The sequence below is a fragment of the Dyadobacter sp. HNCC25DJ185 genome, from assembly GCF_056895195.1.
On sequence record NZ_JBXHAR010000003.1, the window covers coordinates 171,847 to 190,081 of the forward strand.

At 46.2% G+C, this 18,235-nt stretch carries 17 protein-coding genes and 1 tRNA gene; 7 read left to right on the forward strand and 11 right to left on the reverse strand.

Annotation, left to right across the window (positions count from 1 at the left end; genetic code table 11):
• Positions 1–7 precede the first annotated feature (7 nt).
• The gene (gene modA / locus AC1XUF_RS09280) at positions 8–760 is read right to left on the reverse strand and encodes a molybdate ABC transporter substrate-binding protein (RefSeq protein ID WP_483341493.1); all 753 of its coding nucleotides are present in this window, start codon (positions 758–760) and stop codon (positions 8–10) included.
• A gap of 138 nt (positions 761–898) precedes the next feature.
• Between modA and AC1XUF_RS09285 the strand changes: the two genes are divergently transcribed.
• The 3 genes from AC1XUF_RS09285 (at position 899) to AC1XUF_RS09295 (ending at position 3,894) form a co-directional block, all read left to right on the forward strand.
• A complete protein-coding gene (locus AC1XUF_RS09285; RefSeq protein ID WP_483341494.1) occupies positions 899–2,056 on the forward strand; it encodes a pyridoxal phosphate-dependent aminotransferase in 1,158 nt (385 codons plus the stop codon).
• 30 nt (positions 2,057–2,086) lie between these two features.
• The gene (locus AC1XUF_RS09290) at positions 2,087–2,944 is read left to right on the forward strand and encodes a prephenate dehydrogenase (protein ID WP_483341495.1); all 858 of its coding nucleotides are present in this window, start codon (positions 2,087–2,089) and stop codon (positions 2,942–2,944) included.
• A gap of 161 nt (positions 2,945–3,105) precedes the next feature.
• Positions 3,106–3,894 carry a murein L,D-transpeptidase catalytic domain family protein gene (locus AC1XUF_RS09295; protein WP_483341496.1) on the forward strand — a complete coding sequence of 263 codons (789 nt, stop codon included), beginning with the start codon at positions 3,106–3,108 and terminating at the stop codon, positions 3,892–3,894.
• Here AC1XUF_RS09295 and AC1XUF_RS09300 read toward each other — a convergent pair.
• The 5 genes from AC1XUF_RS09300 to hflX all read right to left on the reverse strand — a co-directional run bounded on the left by AC1XUF_RS09300 (position 3,852) and on the right by hflX (position 10,463).
• Complete coding sequence (locus AC1XUF_RS09300; protein ID WP_483341497.1) at positions 3,852–5,048, reverse strand: L,D-transpeptidase family protein; 1,197 nt, start codon at positions 5,046–5,048, stop codon at positions 3,852–3,854. The two genes, AC1XUF_RS09295 and AC1XUF_RS09300, sit on opposite strands and share 43 nt — an antisense overlap.
• Before the next feature lie 184 nt (positions 5,049–5,232).
• Positions 5,233–7,902 (reverse strand): FtsX-like permease family protein, encoded by a 2,670-nt coding sequence (locus tag AC1XUF_RS09305; RefSeq protein ID WP_483341498.1) that lies wholly within the window; start codon positions 7,900–7,902, stop codon positions 5,233–5,235.
• 20 nt (positions 7,903–7,922) lie between these two features.
• Positions 7,923–8,270 (reverse strand): PadR family transcriptional regulator, encoded by a 348-nt coding sequence (locus tag AC1XUF_RS09310; protein WP_483341499.1) that lies wholly within the window; start codon positions 8,268–8,270, stop codon positions 7,923–7,925.
• A gap of 460 nt (positions 8,271–8,730) precedes the next feature.
• Positions 8,731–8,802 (reverse strand) — tRNA-Arg (locus tag AC1XUF_RS09315).
• A gap of 425 nt (positions 8,803–9,227) precedes the next feature.
• Positions 9,228–10,463, reverse strand: a complete 1,236-nt coding sequence (gene hflX, locus AC1XUF_RS09320) for a GTPase HflX (protein ID WP_483341500.1) — start codon at positions 10,461–10,463, stop codon at positions 9,228–9,230.
• Positions 10,464–10,785: 322 nt separating this feature from the next.
• Between hflX and AC1XUF_RS09325 the strand changes: the two genes are divergently transcribed.
• From AC1XUF_RS09325 to AC1XUF_RS09340, 4 genes are all read left to right on the forward strand, one after another.
• A complete protein-coding gene (locus tag AC1XUF_RS09325) occupies positions 10,786–12,171 on the forward strand; it encodes an MATE family efflux transporter (protein ID WP_483341501.1) in 1,386 nt (461 codons plus the stop codon).
• 58 nt (positions 12,172–12,229) lie between these two features.
• The gene (locus AC1XUF_RS09330; protein ID WP_483341502.1) at positions 12,230–13,621 is read left to right on the forward strand and encodes an MBL fold metallo-hydrolase; all 1,392 of its coding nucleotides are present in this window, start codon (positions 12,230–12,232) and stop codon (positions 13,619–13,621) included.
• Between the two features lie 70 nt (positions 13,622–13,691).
• Positions 13,692–14,267, forward strand: coding sequence for a YeeE/YedE family protein (locus AC1XUF_RS09335; protein WP_483341503.1), 576 nt, complete (start codon positions 13,692–13,694; stop codon positions 14,265–14,267).
• Positions 14,268–14,283: 16 nt separating this feature from the next.
• A complete protein-coding gene (locus tag AC1XUF_RS09340) occupies positions 14,284–14,805 on the forward strand; it encodes a DUF6691 family protein (RefSeq protein WP_483341504.1) in 522 nt (173 codons plus the stop codon).
• Here the strand turns inward: AC1XUF_RS09340 and AC1XUF_RS09345 are convergent, their stop codons facing one another.
• Genes AC1XUF_RS09345 through AC1XUF_RS09365 form a run of 5 tightly spaced genes read right to left on the reverse strand, consistent with a single transcriptional unit; the run spans position 14,806 to position 18,224 of the window.
• Positions 14,806–15,549 carry a class I SAM-dependent methyltransferase gene (locus tag AC1XUF_RS09345; RefSeq protein WP_483341505.1) on the reverse strand — a complete coding sequence of 248 codons (744 nt, stop codon included), beginning with the start codon at positions 15,547–15,549 and terminating at the stop codon, positions 14,806–14,808. It abuts the gene before it with no gap.
• Between the two features lie 41 nt (positions 15,550–15,590).
• Positions 15,591–16,982 (reverse strand): hypothetical protein, encoded by a 1,392-nt coding sequence (locus AC1XUF_RS09350; protein ID WP_483341506.1) that lies wholly within the window; start codon positions 16,980–16,982, stop codon positions 15,591–15,593.
• A gap of 19 nt (positions 16,983–17,001) precedes the next feature.
• The gene (locus tag AC1XUF_RS09355) at positions 17,002–17,343 is read right to left on the reverse strand and encodes a heavy-metal-associated domain-containing protein (RefSeq protein ID WP_483341507.1); all 342 of its coding nucleotides are present in this window, start codon (positions 17,341–17,343) and stop codon (positions 17,002–17,004) included.
• Between the two features lie 22 nt (positions 17,344–17,365).
• Complete coding sequence (locus tag AC1XUF_RS09360) at positions 17,366–17,614, reverse strand: heavy metal-binding domain-containing protein (protein WP_483341508.1); 249 nt, start codon at positions 17,612–17,614, stop codon at positions 17,366–17,368.
• A 37-nt stretch (positions 17,615–17,651) separates the two neighbouring features.
• Positions 17,652–18,224, reverse strand: coding sequence for a helix-turn-helix domain-containing protein (locus tag AC1XUF_RS09365; protein ID WP_483341509.1), 573 nt, complete (start codon positions 18,222–18,224; stop codon positions 17,652–17,654).
• Positions 18,225–18,235 lie beyond the last annotated feature (11 nt).

Genomic DNA, 18,235 nt, shown 5'->3' on the forward strand with positions numbered 1-18,235 from the left:
ATCAGCTTTACTTGTATCCGTATTTTTTGAAAATGGCTTTTGCTTTATCGGAATAGAGAAATTTGTAAAAAGCTTCGCTGGTCTCTTTTTTGGGAGAATCTTCACTGTGTTTCAATAAAATAGCCGCTTGCTGAATCGGTTTGTATAGCGTGGAATCTACGATCGCGTAATGTCCCTTGCCCTTCATTTCATCGGAAAGAACAATGGATAATGCGTTGAAACCTGCTTCAACCGAGCCGGAAGTAATATATTGGGCAGTTTGAGCGATGCTTTCGCCGTATACCAGTTTTTTTTTCACTTTTTCAAAAAGGCCTTTGGCTTTTAAAATGTCGACTGCCGCTTCTCCGTAAGGGGCGATTTTGGGATTTGGGATGGCGATTTTTTTGATTTTCTCCTTATCGAGGATTTCCAATTTAAGCTCTGGTGCCGGGATCGTTGATGACCAAAGAACCAGTGTTCCCAACGCATAAACTCTAGGCTTCTCCTCTGAACCGCCCTTTTCGAAGATTTCCTGGGGATATTTCAGATCAGCGGAGACGAATACATCAAATGGTGCTCCTTCGCGGATTTGGGTGGTAAGCTTTCCCGAGGAGCCCACAACAATCTGGATTTGTTTGCCTGATTCTTTTTCAAATTCTCTTTGAATTTCTTTCATCACATACTGCACGTTGGCAGCAGTTGCAATTATGATTTTCTCGGAAGGTTTGGAGCAACCCGCCAGAAGCATTAAAAGCAAAAGAGAGGTCCGTAGAATGTTCATGATTGCAATTTAAATGAAAACCATCTCTTTAACATCTATCAAAAATGCCCGCTTGGGAAAATATCGTAAATTGCGCCCCGTTTCGGCACAAGCCAGCGTGGCCTGCCGCCAAAGCCAACAGCTTATTCAATACAAATAATGATAATAGACACTGCCCGGCGCACGAAGCAGACTTCCGAATACTATTTTTCCGTGAAACTGGCCGAGGTGCGCAAACTGATTGCCGAAGGAAATGATGTGATCAACCTGGGAATCGGAAATCCCGATATGATGCCGTCCAAAGAAACTTTGACTGCATTGGCGGAAGCGTCTCAAAAACCGCAAGCGCACGGTTACCAGCCTTATGTAGGAACTCCTCCATTTCGGAATGCTATCGCAGCTTTTTATGATCATACTTACGGCGTTAAATTAGACCCTGCCTCTGAGATATTGCCATTATTGGGCTCAAAAGAAGGTATTACACATATATCACTGACATTTCTGGACCCGGACGACGAGGTACTTGTGCCCGAGCTGGGTTACCCTGCTTATCGAGCCGTGAGCCAGATGGTTGGCGCAGTTGTGAAGGAATATCCGCTACGGGAACATGATGGCTGGCAGCCCGACTGGAATGCCATCGAATCGCTGGTGACTGCCCGGACAAAAATCATGTGGCTCAATTACCCACATATGCCTACGGGTGCCCCGGCAACGCGGGAACTGTTTGAAGAAGCCGTCGCTTTTGCAAAGAAGCATAAAATCCTGCTTTGTCACGACAATCCGTATAGCCTGATATTGAACAAGAAAGAGCCTATCAGTCTGCTTTCTGTTGAAGGAGCGAAGGATGTTGCCGTTGAACTGAACTCGATGAGCAAATCGCACAATATGGCCGGCTGGCGGCTCGGCTGGCTTTCGGCTTCCAAAGCATATATCAATGCAGTGCTGACCATTAAGAGTAACGTGGACTCGGGAATGTTTTGGGCGATGCAGGAAGCTGCTGTAGCCGCTTTGCAAAATACCGATGCCTGGCACGCGGAACGAAATGCGGTGTATCAGGGTCGACTGGATGCTGCTGAGGCGATTTTGAGCGCATTGGGCTGTACCTGGGACAAGAAGCAGGAGGGGATGTTTTTGTGGGGAAAGCTGCCCGGGTCGGTAGAATCTGCCGAGGCACTCGTCAATCAGTTACTGGTTGAAAAGCATGTATTTATTGCACCCGGCTTTATTTTCGGGCCCAAAGGCCAACGTTACATCCGGTTGTCGCTTTGTTTGCCCAAAGAAAGAATTTGGGAAGCAGCGGAGCGGATAAAGGGTTAATGCCGGTTTTATCTTTATAAATAAATAAAAATGATCATCAGTATCATAGGCGTCGGTTTATTGGGCGGGTCCTTTGCATTGGGGCTGCGCGAAAAATATCCTAATATCAAATTTGTCGGTGTCGATAAATCTTTGGTTAACCAGAAAGTCGCACTTGCAAAAGGCATTGTCGACGAAATTGTTTCGCTGGACGAAGCGCTGCAAATTTCAGAATTGAATGTACTCGCTACACCTGTGGATGCAATTACCAGTCTGCTGCCGCATTTGCTGGACCTGATTCCCGAAGGCAGGACAGTGATGGATCTTGGCTCCACAAAAGAATTGATTTGCAAACTTGCCGATTCGCATCCCAAACGTGGCCAGTTCGTGGCGGTACACCCTATGGCCGGAACGGAAAATTCAGGTCCGGGTGCTGCCTTTAAGGAGCTTTTAATTGATAAAAACGTCATCATTTGCGATAAGGAAAAGAGCGACCCGGAGTCGCTGGTGTTGGTCGAAACCTTTCTGAGAGACACCGGGATGAAAATCCATTACATGAAACCTGTCGAGCACGACCTGCACCTGGCCTACGTGTCCCATTTGAGCCATATCAGCTCTTTCGCTCTGGGGCTTACCGTATTGGATAAGGAACAGGACGAACGTGCGATCTTCGATATGGCAAGCACGGGTTTTTCTTCGACCGTACGTCTGGCGAAAAGCTCGCCGCAAATGTGGGCGCCCATCTTTGATCAAAACAAAGCCAATGTCTCGAAAGCATTGGGCGATTACATCGAACTCCTGAAAAAATTCAAGGATGCCATCGATCATGAGGATCTCAATACCAGCCTTAATTATATGAGCCGGGCCAATGATATCGGACGTATCCTTGCAGGTATTGAACGCAAATAGTCGATTTTAATGTATTGATAATCAGTACATTGCTGATCAATATAAAGTTTATAGGAACCATTACGGCAAAAGCTGCTGTTCACTTAACATCCCAGAAACTCAGTGCTTCGCTAATTCCCAATGCGATTGTTCAGCATATTTTTTCAACAAAACGATAAGAAATGACGAAGGCCCAGGCGGTATTTGCAGCGGTGATCATTGCGCTTAGTGTCTCCTTAGGAGTTCAACAAATCAATCCGTTTTCTGATTTCTTTACATCCAAGACTTTAACGGTATCCAAATCCAGTCCCGATTCGGTTTTGAAGCCAGAGTGGGAGTCGGTTTACGATTCGCTGGGTCTTAAAAAGCAGGGATTATCCGAAAAAGCCTTCTATTTGGCCTGGTATGGTTTTCAGAAAATGAAGCTGCATAACCCGGTGATGGCGATTGCAGACTTTACTCAATCATCGCGCAACAAACGGCTTTACGTGATAGATCTGATCAAGAGAAAGGTTTTGCTGAATACGTATGTCGCGCATGGACGCAATTCCGGACAGGAGTTTGCCGAACGGTTTTCCAATAACAATTCTTCGTACCAGTCCAGTCTGGGATTTTACAAGACATTGGGCACTTACCAGGGAAAGCATGGCCTGTCGCTCCGTCTGGAGGGGTTAGAAAAAGGCATTAACGACCGTGCCTTGGAACGAGCGATCGTTATGCACGGCGCGGACTATGTCAGTGAGGCTTTTATCAAAAATACAGGCAGGCTTGGCAGAAGCCAGGGATGCCCGGCCGTATCGATCGCCGATTGCAAACGGCTGATCAATTTAATGTACAACGGCGCAGGACTGTTCATCTATTCTGCCGACCAAACCTATTTCAAGTCATCGCCGCTGCTGTCGGGTCTCTTTCCGTCAAAACCCCAGGGTCAGACCTTAGGAGAACCCCTTTTATATACATCCGGGAAATAAAGTAAATCTCCTTTCTCATTGCAATCCGCTCCCAGGTACAGCAGAAAAACAGGTATTCTCACTTTAAGCTTGTGCCATTGGGGAGGCGTTGAAATGGTGTCTGGTTCAGTCATGAAATCGCTGCTTAGCAAGGTAGTTCCGGCCATATAGTTGGCAAGATCAGTCGGTTTCTGCACGCGCACGCAGCCATGACTTCTCCACCTCTGGTTACCTGCAAACAGGTACCTCGCATTGGTATCATGCAGATAAATGGCCAGCGGGTTCTTGATTTCCACCTTCAGTAACCCAAGCGAATTATCCTCTCCTGTCTCCTGCCTGAACCGGTACGGGAATTTTTCGGCAGTAAGTTCATTCCAGTCAAGGTCTTCTGGATTGATTTCCTGGCCATCTTTGTCGATAATGGCAATCCTTTGCTTCGATAAATATTCCGGGTCTTTTAATGCTTTCGGAAAAATTTCTTTGATCGCGATGCTTTTGGGTACGTTCCAGTACGGGTGTGTTACAATGCTTGTCGCATAGGTATCGATCGTTGGGGTGGGAGTATCTATTTTGCCTACCACTGTGCGCATTGTCAACACGTTCTGGCCTGCGGAATCCATGGCCGTGAGATAAGCACCCCGGATGTTGACCATTACAAAACGCGGTGCATTTTTGGTTTGGCGATGGATCCAGCGATAGGCGTTCAAAGCTTCCGCTACATATGCTGCACTATCGGTTTTTTTCGCTTCAATCAACCGGGTATAGTGGATTTTTAAATGATGGTAAACCGGAAAAACAGGTTCAAGCCTTTCCAGGACTTTTTCGATCGGTTCGCCCTCGTATAGTTTCTCGGCCGCTTCACGAATAGAGGCTGTATCCGCAGCTATTTTTTTCTCTGTATACCTGATATTGGGTTTATGTCCAAAACCTGCCTCCTCCAGCAAAGCAAATACAGGCACAGAGTCGCCCACACTTGCAAACTTTTCTGTATTGATCCCAGCCTTTTTTGAAAACTCAAGCAGCTCCCCGTAACTTTTCTTTTTTCCAATTTCTCTGGACAGTTCCCCGTTTGTCATCTCTTTGGGGTTCTTTCGGCAGGATTGAAGTAGTGCAAGTGTAAATAAAATAAGAAGGGGAATGTACCTCGACCGGCCTCTGCCTGATAATAGTTGCATTGTTTTGCGGTTTAATAACACAATAACCTATGCAATTGTCGTGCTCACGGATCTCACCGGGATAGGAATATTTAAATAATTGATTTTTAACCTTTTAAAATTTAGTTTTCTGTCGTATACTAATAAAAATGGGGAATTATAGTGCCAGTGCCTGCACTACAACTCCCCTTTCTATGATTACAAGTTACTCAGTCCGCAGGCTTTTGACCGGATCGGCCATGGCTGCTTTCATGGCCTGGAAGCTGATGGTAACAAAGGTAATGACCAGGGCGCTCATACCAGTCACCAGAAATATCCACCAGTTGATCTCGGTCCGGTAAGGATAATGTTCGAGCCATTTGTTCAAACTGAACCAAGCAATCGGGGAGGCGAGGCAAATAGCTGCCAAAACGAGTTTTATGAAATCTTTGGACAGTAGTGCCACTATCCCTGCCACAGAGGCACCCAATACCTTTCTGATGCCTATTTCCTTCGAACGCTGCTCTGCCGCCTGGACGACCAACCCAAAGATGCCCAGTGCGGACAAAAACATTGTGAGTCCGCTGAAAAACATAAATAGCTGGTGAAGTTTGTTCTCGGACTCATATTGCTGATCAAGCAGATCTTCAATCGCATCGACTTCGAGCAATTTTGAAGGATAGAATTGTTTCCAAAGTTTGTGAAGCGCATTGTTAACCTGCTTTTCCGTCCCCGGCTGAACCCTGATCAGCATGCCGCCGTATTGCGGCGACCGATGTGCTACAATCAGGGTCGGTTTCACAGGTTCATACAGTGATTCATTGTTAAAATCATTGATAATCCCAACAGGCACCGTATTCGCCTGTCTGATTTTCTCATTGAGATTGTTAACATTCAGCATTTTAGCTGCCGATCTCGTGAGCAATGAAGCCTGGGAAAGCGTGGCCTGATCAAACTTCATGAAATCCACTTTTTGCAGCGAATCAGCATTGAGGGCGTCGCTCGAATATTGATTGCTGAACATTCGCCCGCTTACCAGCTTTAACCCCATTGTTTCGGCCAGGTCTACGTCCCCCGCGATATACCAAACTTTCAGTCGCTTCCCGGCATTAATAGGGTCAGGAATCTCTTTTTGCATAAATCCCCCGCCTTGTGTGGGCATCCAATGTGCTATGCTGGCACGGACTACGCCCGGAATTCGTAATAACTCGCCCTTAAATGCGTCCGCTTTTCCGTCCCAGGAAACAAAATCAATGCCCAATAAATGTTTTTTATCATACCCGATATCCTTGTTTTTCATCAGATCAAGCTGTTTCCAGACCACGATCGTTGCCAGTAGGACGACAATTGAGATGGAAAACTGCAATACCACCAGACTTTTCCGAAGGCGGTTTTGACCAAAAGAGCCGGTAATAATTCCTCGTAACGTGTTGGCGGGTTTGAAACCAGAAATGAGCCAGGCGGGATAAAGTCCTGTGAGCAGGGCAGTAAGCATAGCAATGACAGAAGCATACAGCGCCAGCTGCGGATTGATAATAAAAGTTTGCACCAGCCGATGGCCAAGAAAACTTTCAACCGAGCCCAGGGAGATATAGTACAGAAAGGTCGCAATGACTACCGATATTCCAAACAGAATGAAGGTTTCCATCAAAAATTGGAGGATAATCTGATATCTCGAACCGCTTAATATCCTGCGGACGCCAGCTTCTTTCAGTCTTGCAAATGCCCGCGCTGTGCTCAGGTTCACGAAATTCACACAGGCAATAAATAGCAGGAGCATTGCGATACCGGAAAAAATATAGATAGTCTGCGCGTCGCCCTTAATTTTCTGGTGGTCGGGGAAATCAGAGTGCAGGTAAATGTCTTTCAATGGCTGAAACTCAATTTCCTTTGTTAAATTGCTTTTGGTCAGTGACTTATGCCATTTGTTAATCTTGCCGGAAAATGCGTTGATATCGGTCCCGCGGCGTAGCATGATATAGTTTTGAGAGAATGTGGCAGATCCATTCGGCGAATAACTTTCCGGCTTGTTTTGCTGTACGAGAATCACATCGGCCCGCAAATGGCTGTTATAAGGAAGGTCCTCCATAACACCGGTTACGAGATATGGATTGGCTTCTGCCTCATAGCTTGGGATATCGTAAATAACCTTTCCGGTGAGATCTTGTCCTGGAAAGAAACGGTTGGCAAAATTTTTAGAAACGACAAGGTTGCTGGTTCCGGGTACAAAATGTCTGGGATTTCCCGATAAAATTTTGATATCCAGCATATTCCAGGCGGCGGTATCCATTATGAGCACCTGGCCTTTCATCCCTTCTGAATCTGTTTCAGTTAATCTAAAATGGCGTTCTGTGCTTGAAAGCTCCGACCAGGATTCTACCTCAGGAAACAGCTTTTGAAGCTCAGGGGCCAGACCAGCATGGGAAGACGACATATACCCTTCAAGGCCATCTGCGTTTTTAAACACTGATAGAATCCTGTAAATATCATTGCTGCGGCTCCACTGGCGGTCATACGATAGGCTGTCGATTACGACAGTTGCTACCATCATACAGGCCCAGAGCCCGATGGTTAACCCGGTCAGATGGATAAAAGAGTAACCTTTATTTTTCAAAAGTACCCGCGAACCGATTTTGAAATAGTTTAGGATCATTTCACCACTGAACAAAGAAATGGATGGATATTCGGAAGATTTTCTTTTGATAACAGAAAGCCGCAGCAGTTCTTTCACTTCTTTCAGGTAAAAGAAAAAAGCTTTTTGAGGCCCCAGGCGCTCGAAACGCATAGCGTAACGTTCTTGGAGATCGCCGATGAGTTCTTCCCGCAAATGCGGGGCGCAAATTTTCGTAGCTAGCTTATTCAGCCATTTGGGAGGAAGGGGGGCATTATGGCTCATGGTATCGTTGGGTTTTGAAGTCAGGAAAAGTGGGCGCTCATTTCTGTAAGCGTTTCGGGTTCAATGCGCTTCCACAAATTCTCGCGTACCGACCTTACATCATTCAGGATTTTGGATCCGTAAGCGGTTATGGTAAACAATCTTTTGCGCCTGCCGCCACGCTCCGGTGTAGCCTCGCCCAGGTGCGAGGTGAGAAAACCTTTTTGTTCCAGCCGTTGCAACGCAGCATGCACGGCACCGGTGCTGACCGGGAAACCGGTTTCTTTTTCCAGTTCCTCTGCAATGACTACCGAATAAGCCTTCGGCGAGGTAGCAGCGACAGTCAGCAGTACAATTTCTTCGAATTCACCCAAGTCACTTCTTCTCATGGTTTTTCAGCAAAAATTAAGATAGGGGCCTATTTTATCTATTTCCGTATGTAAAATACCTTGCCAGATCAAAAAACTGCTTTTTTGACTCATTAAGTGGCTTTTGAAATGAAATAATTGTTCGGAAGCGAACAGGGTATGTACGCGCCTGCACACATTACAACTGGAATTAAAAATCGTCGTCGTTTTTTTTGGATCACGCTCGGATCAATCTGTACTGGCGTGGTCGGTTTTGCGGATCTTTCTGACGTACTGCTGTTTTCCTTCCTTACTTTTTATTCAAAAATAGGAATAGCGGTATTTGTCGGATATTTATTCAGGCATTTCGTCCTGGCAGTAGCTTTCATTTATGGGATCGCTTATCAGTTATTGAAAAAAAGTGAAATTTCGGTCCTAACGTAAGCTTCCTAGTATCGAAGAAGGAGGAAAATAAAAAAGCCAGGTTTATAACCTGGCTTAGTGACCGCGACGGGAATCGAACCCATATCTAGAGTTTAGGAAACTCCTATTCTATCCGTTGAACTACGCAGTCGTTCACTTATTAAATTCTACCCCTTAACTGCGACGGGAATCGAACGGCACCGGCCGCCCGGCCATATCTAGAGTTTAGCCGGGGTCGCGCCCGACAACTCCTATTCTATCCGTTGAACTACGCAGTCGTTCACTTTTAAATTCTAACCCCTTAACCGCGACGGGAATCGAACGGCACCGGCCGCTCGGCCATATCTAGAGTTTAGGCCGGGGTCGCGCCCGACAACTCCTATTCTATCCGTTGAACTACGCAGTCGTTCACTTATTAAATTCTAACCCCTTAACCGCGACGGGAATCGAACGGCACCGGCCGCCCGGCCATATCTAGAGTTTAGGTTGCGCGTGACAACTGCTATCTCTATCCGTTGAACTACGCAGTCCAATTGGGGTGCAAAACTGGCAAAAAATCATTTGAATTACAAATGATTATTCTTCTGTTTGTACTGCTGTGTAGCCCAGATCAAGCCAGTTTGGATAGATTGAGAAGTGTTTTTCTTTTACTAATGAAAAAAGTATCTGCTTTAATTCATCAATATTTTCCTTTTTCTCGGCAGAAATAAATACCACATGATCTGCTTTGTCAGCGATATAGCTCCGTTTTAGTTGTTCCAGGGTAGTTTCCTTAGATTGCACTACTTCTTCTTCCTCGTCATCCGCGTTAAATGCTGGTTTGTACAGGTCGATTTTATTGAAGGCCAGGATCACAGGTTTATTGGCAGCCCCAATTTCTTCGAGGGTTTTATTAACCACATCCAGATGTTCCTCAAAAGAAGGATGCGAGATATCCACAACATGTAACAGGATGTCGGCCTCACGCACTTCGTCCAATGTAGATTTGAAAGATTCAATCAGCATCGTCGGGAGTTTGCGGATAAAGCCGACGGTGTCAGTCAATAAGAATGGAATATTTTCCATATTTACTTTCCTGACCGTCGAATCGACCGTCGCGAAAAGTTTGTTCTCTGCAAAAACATCCGCTTTTGAGAGGCTACGCATTAAGGTGGATTTCCCAACGTTGGTATAACCTACAATGGCCACCCGCACCAGCCTGTCGCGTTCCTTTCTGCGTGTAATACTTTGTTTGTCAACTTTTTCCAGCTTCTCTTTCAGAAAGGCAATGCGGTCTTTCACGATCCGCCTGTCCGTTTCCAGCTCTGTTTCACCTGGCCCGCGCATCCCTACGCCCGCACCCGACTGGCGACTTAAGTGCGTCCATAAGCGGGTCAGCCTGGGGTACATGTATTGGTATTGCGCGAGTTCCACCTGCAATTTCGCCTGGGCGGTTTGTGCCCGCATGGCGAATATGGCCAGGATCAGCAAACTTCGGTCAATTACCTTAATGTCTTTGAAGGTAGCTTCCAGGTTTCTTACCTGAGAAGGTGTCAGATCGTCGTCATAAATGATCATATCGACGGGCTCGGCGGTCACGAAAGTGAGGATTTCATCTAGCTTTCCTTTTCCAGTGTAAGTGCGTATGTCCGCACGTTCCAGGTTTTGGGTGAACGTCTTCACGGTTTCAACGCCCAAAGTGGTAGCCAGAAAAGCCAGCTCGTCCAAATATTCCTTGGTTTTTTCCGCAGGTTGTTTTTGGGTACTTACCGCAACCAAAACAGCTGTTTCCGGCTTGGCAGCGGTAGAATATAACTTCGTTTTATCGATCATGCAGTGTTATTTATGAACTAAGAACCCTTTAACTACCTACTATGAGTTTTAGAAAAGGGTAGAGTGGCAACGGTTTATGATCTTCAAAAGTTCACCGGTCCGAAATGTGAAATTACACTTAGTTTTAATAAAACCATTTTTAAGTTTGATTCTAAGAAGATCAGTTTTGTATATTTGCGGAAATTCTCAAAGCCGATGCTGCTCTCTGACCTCGGACTACAAGCTTAGTCTGACGACCTTCCGGGTCAACTTACATGTTCCTTTTTAGCGATCCATTCGGGTCGTACATTTCTATTTATTACAAAATTCAAATTTTTTATCCATGAAAAAGTGGTTTCAACTGCTTCGTCAGGCCATTCGTGGCTCCGAGGAAAGTTTTACCGAAGGCAGTATCAATCGCGCTATATTTTTACTCTCCGTACCCATGATCCTGGAAATGGTCATGGAGTCGCTGTTCGCTGTCGTTGATATTTTTTTCGTTTCGAAAGTGAGTACGGAGGCTGTTGCGACCGTTGGCCTCACCGAGTCTGTAATTACGTTGATGTATTCTGTTGCAATCGGTTTGAGCACTGCTGCCACCGCAACCATTGCACGCCGTATCGGGGAAGGTAACCCCGCGCAGGCCAGGCATGCCATTGGGCAGGTAATCCTCATTTCGCTTGTGATCTCCTCTGTTATTGCAGCGATTGGTGCCACGTTCGCGGGTGATATCCTGCGGATTATGGGTGCCGATGCAAAGGTGATTGAAACGGGTACCAATTTCGCGAGAATCCAGTTTCTGAGCAGTCCGGTCGTTGTTTTATTGTATTCATTAAGCGGTGCTTTACGTGGTGCAGGCTCGGCGGCCACTGCGATGCGGTCGCTAATTGTTGCAAATGGTTTCAATATGCTGTTGGGTCCAATCCTTATTTTTGGAGTTGGGCCTTTTCCTGAACTCGGCGTGACGGGCGCTGCCATTGCCACCGCCATCGGCAGGTCTATCGGGGTTGGTTATCAGCTGTTTTCTCTGACGAGGGTCAACAAAATGCTCGGACTGATCTGGGAAGACCTTCGCCCAAATCCGGAAACGATCAGGATTATCCTAAAAGTAGCGGCTGGCGGTACCGTGCAATTCCTGATCGGCTCGGCCAGCTGGATTTTCCTGACGCGTATACTATCGGAGTTCGGCAGCGATGTGGTGGCGGGTTACACGATCGCAATCCGTGTGATCATGTTTACGTTACTGCCAGCCTGGGGATTGGCCAATGCGGCTGCGACATTGGTCGGGCAGAATCTCGGGGCTGAAAAGCCCGAAAGAGCGGAAGCTTCCGTTTGGAAGTGTGCGTTTTACAATCTCATATTCCTGGTAGGCTTGTCCGTTTTTATGTTCGCAGGTGCTGAAACGATCATTGGCTGGTTTAGTACCAATGAAAAAGTGGTGCAAACGGGCAAGCTGGCGTTGCGGGTCTTGTGTATGGGTTATGGCTTTTATGCCTATGGTATGGTGGTGATCCAGTCGCTGAATGGTGCTGGCGATACAAAAACACCCACGGTTTTAAACCTGATCTGCTTCTGGACTATCCAGATCCCTTCGGCTTATTTGCTGGCCGTTGTTTTGGAATTAGGGCCTGTGGGTGTTTTTGCCGCGGTACCTATCGCGGAGTCGGCGCTGGCGTTGCTGGGAATATGGCGTTTTCGGATCGGCGGCTGGAAGGCAGTGAAAGTATAGCGAAACAAAAACGGCGGTGTCTTGGTTTACTACCTACAAAACCTCACAAAGAGTCTGCATGAAAATAGAACAAATATATACCGGATGCCTCGCGCAAGGAGCTTATTTCATTGTTTCCAACGGGGAGGCAGCGGTTATTGATCCATTGCGTGAAGTGGCACCTTATATTGAGAAGGCGGCCAAAATCGGTGCGAAGATCAAGTATGTATTTGAAACCCATTTTCATGCGGATTTTGTATCCGGGCACCTGGACTTGTCTGAGAAAACCGGTGCCGAAATTGTCTATGGACCCAATGCAAATACCGCGTTCAAGGCGCATATTGCTACGGACGGAGAGGAGTTTCAGCTGGGTGAAATTGTGATCAAAGCATTGCACACTCCAGGCCACACTTTGGAATCAACAAGTTATTTGCTTCTAGATCTAAACAGAAAGCCAACGGCGCTTTTCAGCGGTGATACCCTGTTTATCGGCGACGTTGGCCGGCCGGACCTCGCCCAGAAATGTGACCTCACCATGGAGGACTTGGCGGGTATGCTTTATGAAAGCCTGCGCTCAAAGATCATGACTTTGCCAGACGATGTGATCGTTTATCCGGCACACGGAGCCGGATCGGCTTGCGGGAAAAATATGAGCAAGGAAACTTCGGATACACTGGGCAACCAGAAGCGGTTCAATTACGCTTTGCGGGCGGATATGACCAAAGAAGAGTTCATCCGAGAGGTTACTGCGGGTTTGGCCGAACCTCCTCAATATTTTCCCGAAAACGTCAAAATGAACCGCGATGGTTACGAAAGTATCGACGATGTACTCGAACGCGGTCACCAGGCATTGTCGGCCGAAGCGTTTGAAGCAAAGGCCAACAATACAGGCGCATTGTTACTGGATACCCGAAAAGCGTCTGACTTTGCGAAGGGATTTATTCCAAATTCAATTAACATTGGAATGGATGGCAGCTTTGCCCCGTGGGTTGGGGCATTAATCCCGGATTTGAAGCAAAACCTGCTCATCATTACTGACCCCGGCAAGGAAGAGGAAGTGGTGACGAGGCTGGCACGCGTGGGTTATGACCATACCATTGGTTATCTGAATGGCGGTTTTGAAAGCTGGGCAAAATCGGGCAAGGAAATTGATACCGTGGTATCCATTGATGCAGGCGAATTTTCAGCTCGTTTTCAATCGGGGGATTTAGAAGTTATTGATGTCCGGAAGCCCGACGAATTCAAATCGGGACATATAAAAGATGCTAAAAACCTCCCACTGGATTATATCAATGACCTGATGACCGAATTTCCGAAAAATAAAACGCTTTATATCCATTGCGCCGGCGGTTACCGGTCTATGGTTGCAGCTTCTATCCTCAAATCGAGGGGAGTAGACGATGTTGTTAACATTGAAGGAGGTTATGGGGCGGTTTTGAAGACGGAAGTGCCGGTATCAGCTGGAGTGTAGTAATTTGGAATTTGCTAAACGAATGGGAATAAATCCATAACTTTAACTCTATAAACTCTATATATTAATTATGGAAATCATCGAGTTGCTTCGGAGACCCTGGCCCTGGTATGTCGCAGGGCCGCTCATCGGATTGACAGTTCCTGCGTTGCTGCTGCTAGGGAATAAGTCTTTTGGCATTTCTTCGACGCTCAGGCATATTTGTGCAGCGGCTATCCCTGCCAATATTCCATTTTTTAAATACAATTGGCGCAGGGAATCCTGGAATTTGTTCTTTGTCGCAGGAATTACGTTGGGCGGGTTTGTAGCGACATTTCTTCTTGCGAACCCCGACCCGCCGGTGATCGCCCCTTCCACGCAAAATGATCTGGCTTCTTTAGGAATCAAGGATTTTTCAGCCCTGTTGCCCGCCGATCTATTCGCAGTATCTAATATATTCTCTTTAAAAGGGCTTATTTTTCTGGTCTTCGGCGGTTTTCTGGTGGGTTTCGGAACACGATATGCAGGAGGCTGTACGTCGGGACATGCCATTATGGGACTTTCTAATTTGCAATGGCCTTCCCTGGTAGCCACAATTAGTTTTATGATAGGCGGATTGGTATGTACCCATCTGCTGCTTCCGGTTTTATTAAAGTGGGTTATCTGAAATATAGGACTCGTAAATGGAAAAAATAAAGAATCATTCGGCTGCCGAATCAAATTACGGCGATGATGAACTGCTACTGGCAGATGGTTTCGACGGAGCTAACCAGCAAAAAACATCTGAGACGGTTGTCGGAAACCTCAAATATCTATTTGTGGGACTGCTTTTCGGGATTGTTTTTGTGAAAGCTGAAATCGTTTCCTGGTTCAGAATTCAGGAAATGTTCCGGTTCGATTCGTTTCACATGTTTGGTGTAATCGGTTCCGCTTTGGCAGTGGGTATGGTCTCGATCTGGATCATTAAGAAATTTAAGGTAAAAACGATTGCAGGTGAAGAGGTAACCATTGCAGATAAAATTTTCAGTCAGGGACAAATTTATGGCGGTGTACTTTTCGGGTTTGGCTGGGCAATTACCGGGGCCTGTCCGGGGCCTTTGTATGCACAGATCGGGAGCGGATTTCTAGCCGTAACAGTTACTTTATTAAGCGCAATCGCGGGAACGTGGGTTTACGGTTGGCTGAGGCCCAAGCTTCCACATTGATTATATTTTCTTCGAAACAAGATACAGTTGCTCATCACCCAGTACAAAAGGATCAGCTTCCAGATTTCCGAATGTACCTGTGACCTGCAGGCCCGCACATTCAAACATGTAAGTAATTTCGGAAAGTGTATAAATGTGCTGACGAACTATATGAGTAACGCTTTGCGAGCCGGAAATGAAGGTTTGTTCGGCTTCGATATATCCTTCTTCCGGTTTGTAATCATTTTCGGCCAGATAAATGATCCCGTCTTTTACAGGCATCCAATTGCGGACCTGGAAGTTCGGAAAAATGCTTTCCGCAAGGTTTTCGGTTTGTATGGCAAAGTACCCATCCTTTTTCAACGCTTTTGCTACATTGTTGATGAAATGCTGCATTTCCTTTCTGGGAAAAAAACTGAAGCTGTTCCCAAAGCAATAGGCCGCATCAAAACAATTTTCCTCAAAATCTATTTCCAATACATCTGCGCAAATCACTTCAATATGCAGGCCCTTCTTACCCACGACCGATTGCAGTTCGTCGCAGTATTCCTTGGAAATGTCAACGCAGGTGAGCTCGCACCCGGCCTCGGAGAGCGGTAATGCATGCCTTCCGTATCCCGACAAAACATCCAAAACTTTGCTGCCTTCTTTCATTTCGAATACATCGTGCAGAAAATCAACTTCAAAATCGGTGTATTCTTCATCCTGGTGCAATTTCCAGGCGCGTTGGGGAAGTCCTTTAAAATAAGAATGGTACCAGGCCAAAATAGGATTGTTTAATGGGGCTCAAAAATAGCGAAAGCTGTTTATATCTTCATTAAGCCAGGAGTAATGCGGAGATAAACCTGCCCCGATACCGGTGAGCTACCATAGAAACTCTTCAAAAGCGGATCTATTGAATAAAGTCCGAGTTGCCCGCCTGCCTGCAGAATGGTGCTTTTGAAAGAATATAACTGGCGATTGATGCCAATTGAGAAAAGAGAAACAGGGAATTTATCCTTTTCAACTTTGTCGTACCATACGATTTCCAGTTCCTCGTCACTTTTCTGTATCCATTCGAATCTTCCATATATTGCCCATTTGTTCAGCTGCAAATTGGATTCAGCCAAAACCGAGTGCTCTTTATGCCGCCCTCCGGCATCATTAAAGCCCCAGACAATTGTGGAAGATATCCATTTCTGATCCCCCCATTGACTGGAGTGTTGCACGGAACCGGTTGTCCGGTTGATATTTTGACCGGGGTGCAATTGTTCGGGATTTTTGATAAAACCTCTGGAAACCTGCAATGCCCAGTTTCCGGAGGGATTAAACAATAGCCTGTAACTATATGAGTCAAAACGCGGTTTGTCGAAATTGTACCGGTTCTCGTTTGGTTCACGACCTGTAAATGACGAGCCTTCCAATTTGAACTTTCCATAACGTACCCCGGCGGTCACGACTCCGAATGTAATGTGCGTAGCATCCTGCCAATGGTGGCCCAAAACGGCGTCAGGATTGTTAAAGGCAGACATTCGGTGCATAAAAGCGGTTGGCCCCAATGCCGGTTCGCCTGGGTACCCGGCATAAATCGTGAGATCGAGCTTATCGTTGACGCGCTGCGTATAGCCTATTGATAGCTCCGAAAAAAGATCGTGGGGGTGCTGGCGGTCTACCAGCGGGCTGCCTTTCCAGCTTTCGCCCGACTGAAACAAAAGCGGGTATCCTTTTCCACCGTCGGTGATCCGGTCCAGTGAAATCATCGCACGAACATTAAACAAGCCATTTTTTCCGACTTGTCGCTGCGCCATACCCATAACCCAGTTCGGAGCACTGAACCTGTCATCGTTTCCTCTCAGGCCCTTATTATTAAAATTCTGGGCAGTATACCTCAGAAAGATGCTTCCGTGAACCATGTAATTCCACTTACTGCTATGCTTCATGTAGGCATACATAGGCGTAGCATCTGGCTGCCAGCCCGTACCTGAACCATTTCTTGTCATCGGGAGACTAAGCGAAAAACTATGGACCATGTGCATTGAAGCTTGCTGCTTGCTCTTCCCATGGTCCATGTTCTCCATTTCGTTCATGTCGTGCATTTGGTGCATTTCATGACTTGCAGAGTCCTTCTTGGGTTCAGGATGATGTTCATGCTGCCCAAATGCCGGGATTATTCCAGCTGCCAGACCTGCGGTTATGAATTTTAGCTTGTTGCGTAGCATGATGAAGTGTAATTTAATCTCAATGTCCCGCCGCGCTTTTCCGGCAGCATTCCGGTAGTTTGTCGTGTGCTTTCTGGTTGGCAACTTGCTCGTCCGCATCATAGCCTGTATGGACAATCGTTGCTTTAATGGCTTCGGGCGTCGTTTTGTTGGGGTTATATTTCACGGTTACGACTTTATCTTTCAGGTTAAGATTAGATTCCTTTACGCCTTTTGAAAGCCCCAGATTACGTTCGATGCGGGCTTTGCACATTTCGCAAATCGCCGAGGTTTTAATTTTAATCTCCTTGTCGTCGCCTGCATGGCCTGCTTTTAGCCCAAGAAACAGGATTGTAAGAATTGTGAAGATGGTCGTTTTCATGATGCTGATCGTTAGAAATTGATTAATGTGTATGCGCCGCTGAATCAGGCTCAGCCATTGCTACTTCCTGTAAATCCATTTTACAAACAGGGCATTTGCCCGCCTCCGGATAAGTTTTGTCGCCTTCGCATTGCATGGGGCAGGCATACTTCTTTGCAGCGGAAACCGTAGCCGCAGGCGAAATTGAATCTGTTTTCTGCTCCGACTTCCCGCTATTTCCCGAGCATGCCATTGTAAAGAGCATTAATGATGCCAAAAGAACTTTATTCATGGTTATTGAAGGTTATGATGTTTGTCTTTAAAATCTTCTAACTCAGTCCAACTTTGTCAAGGGCTTTTCTTGAAGCGCTGGTCTTTTTGAAATCCCCGGGAGTCATTCCGGTGACTTTTTTAAACTGGTTGCTTAAATGGGCGGTGCTGCTGTACGAAAGCCGCCAGGCCATCTCGCTCAATGTGAGTTCGTTATATGAAAGCCATTCTTTCACTTTTTCCACCTTTTGAGCGATGATATAATGCTCGATGGTCTGCCCGGTCTCTGAAGAAAACAGGTTACTGAGATACGAATATTCGTAACCGATTTTCTCGGACAAATAATCGGAAAAATTCATCTGAGCGGGTTTATGGCCTTTGAAATTTTGAATTTCATCTATAACCAGTGTTTTGATATTTTCTACCAGTGCCAATCTGCGGTCATCCAGCAGTTCAAATCCGTTTGCAATCAATGCCGACTTCACCGCTTTCAATTTTTCAGGACCTATATTCTCTATTGTTTCAACTTCGCCTAGGTCAACGGATTTAAGGCCAATTCCGAGCTGTTCCAGTTCTTCACGGACCACCCGCTTGCACCGGTCACAAACCATATTTTTAATATATACCTTCATAAATGAGATCA

What these genes read in the sequence shown, in the direction of transcription:
- hflX (WP_483341500.1), bottom strand. Translation starts at nt 10,463, where the DNA reads ATGATCGATAAAACGAAGTTATATTCTACCGCTGCCAAGCCGGAAACA.
- AC1XUF_RS09305 (WP_483341498.1), bottom strand. Translation starts at nt 7,902, where the DNA reads ATGAGCCATAATGCCCCCCTTCCTCCCAAATGGCTGAATAAGCTAGCT.
- AC1XUF_RS09295 (WP_483341496.1), top strand. Translation starts at nt 3,106, where the DNA reads ATGACGAAGGCCCAGGCGGTATTTGCAGCGGTGATCATTGCGCTTAGT.
- AC1XUF_RS09285 (WP_483341494.1), top strand. Translation starts at nt 899, where the DNA reads ATGATAATAGACACTGCCCGGCGCACGAAGCAGACTTCCGAATACTAT.
- AC1XUF_RS09325 (WP_483341501.1), top strand. Translation starts at nt 10,786, where the DNA reads ATGAAAAAGTGGTTTCAACTGCTTCGTCAGGCCATTCGTGGCTCCGAG.
- AC1XUF_RS09360 (WP_483341508.1), bottom strand. Translation starts at nt 17,614, where the DNA reads ATGAATAAAGTTCTTTTGGCATCATTAATGCTCTTTACAATGGCATGC.
- modA (WP_483341493.1), bottom strand. Translation starts at nt 760, where the DNA reads ATGAACATTCTACGGACCTCTCTTTTGCTTTTAATGCTTCTGGCGGGT.
- AC1XUF_RS09340 (WP_483341504.1), top strand. Translation starts at nt 14,284, where the DNA reads ATGGAAAAAATAAAGAATCATTCGGCTGCCGAATCAAATTACGGCGAT.
- AC1XUF_RS09290 (WP_483341495.1), top strand. Translation starts at nt 2,087, where the DNA reads ATGATCATCAGTATCATAGGCGTCGGTTTATTGGGCGGGTCCTTTGCA.
- AC1XUF_RS09335 (WP_483341503.1), top strand. Translation starts at nt 13,692, where the DNA reads ATGGAAATCATCGAGTTGCTTCGGAGACCCTGGCCCTGGTATGTCGCA.
- AC1XUF_RS09355 (WP_483341507.1), bottom strand. Translation starts at nt 17,343, where the DNA reads ATGAAAACGACCATCTTCACAATTCTTACAATCCTGTTTCTTGGGCTA.
- AC1XUF_RS09300 (WP_483341497.1), bottom strand. Translation starts at nt 5,048, where the DNA reads ATGCAACTATTATCAGGCAGAGGCCGGTCGAGGTACATTCCCCTTCTT.
- AC1XUF_RS09350 (WP_483341506.1), bottom strand. Translation starts at nt 16,982, where the DNA reads ATGCTACGCAACAAGCTAAAATTCATAACCGCAGGTCTGGCAGCTGGA.
- AC1XUF_RS09310 (WP_483341499.1), bottom strand. Translation starts at nt 8,270, where the DNA reads ATGAGAAGAAGTGACTTGGGTGAATTCGAAGAAATTGTACTGCTGACT.
- AC1XUF_RS09365 (WP_483341509.1), bottom strand. Translation starts at nt 18,224, where the DNA reads ATGAAGGTATATATTAAAAATATGGTTTGTGACCGGTGCAAGCGGGTG.
- AC1XUF_RS09330 (WP_483341502.1), top strand. Translation starts at nt 12,230, where the DNA reads ATGAAAATAGAACAAATATATACCGGATGCCTCGCGCAAGGAGCTTAT.